Genomic DNA, 2,569 nt, shown 5'->3' with positions numbered 1-2,569 from the left:
CAGCTTCGCCTGCATGTCGTCGGCCTCCTGCTTCATGCGCTGGGAGGCGTCCTCCATCTGCTGGAAGGTCACATTGATGTTGGCCATGACAGAACCCCTCGCTCGGGTGTTGGTCGTGCTCGGACGGACTCACGTACCCGGCAATCGTCATCAATCGGACTAACCGGACGGCGACGCGCGAGTGAACGGCCGGGGAACGGTACGCGACGCAGCGACGACGGGCCCGGGGTTCACCCCGAACCCGTCGCGACTCGATCAAAAAGTGCCCCTCACCTGGGGCTTTGTGCTCTCAACAGTGTCCGAGGAAGGGCCGGTCCTCGAACCTCCGGTCGAGGAACGCGATGACGCCGGGCGCCCCGGTCACCATCGTCGAGACGTGCTCGCCGAGGTGCCACTCCCACTGGACCTCCGCGCCCGCCGCGCAGTACTCGTCGCGCAAGGTCCGCGCCTGGCCCGGGGCGACGATCTCGTCGAGCGTGCCGTGGAAGAGCCTGATCGGGACGTCGGGCGGGTTGGCGCCGAGGCGGTTCTCGTCGAGCCGGGCCTGCCACTGCGGCGACCGCAGCGGGTTCGTCGTGGTGAACATACCGATGTCCTGGAACGCGTGCGGCAGCGTGGCCTCGACGCACGCGTCCTTCTCGCGCTCGTAGGTCTCGCGGCCGCGTTCGTTCAGGTAGGACTCGAGGTCCAGCTCGGGGTAGGCGGCGTCGAGCCCGTAGGCCGCGAACAGGAGGAACCCGAACCCGACCTTCCCGTCGAGCCCGTCGGCGACCTCGGTCAGGTCGGCGGGCACGCCGCCCGCCGCGACGCCCACCAGGTCCAGCTCGGGTGCGTACTCGGGCTGCAGCTCGCCCGCCCACATCGCTCCCCCGCCGCCCTGTGAGTACCCGGAGAACGCGACCTTGCCGCCGGCCTCCAGCCCCGTGGCCGGCAGATTCGTCGCGGCTCGCACGATGTCGATGACGGTGCGCCCCTCGGACTGGCCCACCACGTAGGTGTGCCCGCCCGGCGTGCCGAGCCCCTCGTAGTCGGTCACGACCACGGCCCAGCCGGCCAGCAGCATCGGCTCGATGAACGGTCGCTCGTAGTCGAGCCAGCGCGACGGCGCGCACGTGTCGCCGACGCCGCGCGTGCCGCTCGCCACGGAGACGATCGGCCGCGGACCCTCACCCCGCCACGGCGTGTTCGGCACCAGCACCCGGCCGGTCACCGGGATGTCCTGCCCGGTCGCGTCGGTCGAGTGGTACATCACCAGGTAGTTGCGGGCGGTGAGCTGCCGGGGCTCCTCGCGCCACCGGACGATCTCGCCGTCCGCGCCGTCGGGGAGCGGGGTGGGCGGGGTGTAGAAGTCGTCGAGCGGGACGGCCTGGTTGGGGATGGTGGGGACGTCGGGGACGTCGGAGGTGCCGGGGGTGCTGGAAGTGCTGGGCGCCGGTGTCGGCTGGTCCGCCCGAGCGAAGAGGTCGGCGGGGGCGGGCGACTCGTCCGCCGTGGCCGGAACGGCGGCCACCACGGGGAGAGCGAGCACGGTCAGGGCAGCGACGACGGCAGCCCAGCGCAGCCGGGGACGACGCCGGCCGGGCTCGGGAAGAGCCGATGACACCCGGGTCGGAGCGGCGGACGGCGCGGAAGCCGGCGGCGCGGGCAGACCCGCAGGCGGGACACTGGGCGGGACACCGAGCGGGGCACCAAGCGGACTGGCTGGCGAGGGCGCGGACGAGGCGTGCGGGTCGTTGACGAGCGGCATCGGATCTCCTCGGTGAGGTCCTCGGGCGCTCGGCATTGAGCGACCGGGCCCGCGGGCGGGCCGCTACTGACTCTAACCGCAATAGCGTCGACAGGACAGGCCCCCCGCTCCATGACGACGGCTCAATGACCTCGATTCCCTGTCGGCTCAACGCCTTCGGCTCGACGTCGACTCGATGTCGGCTCAATGACTTCGGCCGGTTGCGCTGAGGCCGGTCAGTTGACTGACCGGCCTCAGGGCAACCGGCCGAAGTCGGTGGCAGTCTCGCGCTCGCCGGACAGCTAGCCCTTGGCCGGGGCGGTGGCGGGCTCCGTAGTCGTCTCGGCGCGCTCCACCAGGTCCGCGACGAGGGCGGCCAGCGGAACCAGGACCAGGTTGCCCAGCAGCATGGTGCGCAGGAACGGCAGGCCCGCCACGTAGCTCGCGAGCAGGCCGTCGAGGGTCGACGGGTACATCCCGTCCAGCAGCCACACGCCGAAGTTGGTCCAGGCGAAGAACCACAGCGAGCCGACGACGCCCACGCCGAGCGCGGCCGCGTACCGGCCGGGCCCGCGCAGGTGCCGCGCGAGGATCGCACCGACGCCCACCACGGCCCACGCCGACCAGGTGAACCACATGATCTGCGTGTTGCCGAGCACCGCGTCGCTCACCGCGACGACGACGAACGGCACCACGGCCGCCCACCGGTTGCGCAGCAGGAGCACGGCGAGAAAGGTCGCCGCCGTCGCGATCTCGAGGTTCGGTGGGGCGCCGAGGCCGGGCGCGACCAGCCGCCACACCACCGCAGCGGCCAGCACGAGCACCACGGTCGCCGGACGCCAC

2 protein-coding genes are annotated in these 2,569 nt (G+C 72.0%); both read right to left on the bottom strand.

The window, feature by feature from the left end; all coding sequences use genetic code 11:
- Nucleotides 1-289 precede the first annotated feature (289 nt).
- Complete coding sequence (locus PROKR_RS26775; RefSeq protein WP_157602750.1) at nucleotides 290-1,528, bottom strand: lipase family protein; 1,239 nt, start codon at nucleotides 1,526-1,528, stop codon at nucleotides 290-292.
- A gap of 500 nt (nucleotides 1,529-2,028) precedes the next feature.
- Nucleotides 2,029-2,569: DUF6580 family putative transport protein (locus PROKR_RS26770; RefSeq protein ID WP_036969914.1), on the bottom strand; the 541-nt coding region annotated here is incomplete at its 5' end.

It is taken from the genome of Promicromonospora kroppenstedtii DSM 19349 (assembly GCF_000515355.1).
Lineage (GTDB): Bacteria > Actinomycetota > Actinomycetes > Actinomycetales > Cellulomonadaceae > Promicromonospora > Promicromonospora kroppenstedtii.
Note: the sequence above shows the minus strand (reverse complement) of the source record. Positions and strands in the feature narration are given on the sequence as shown.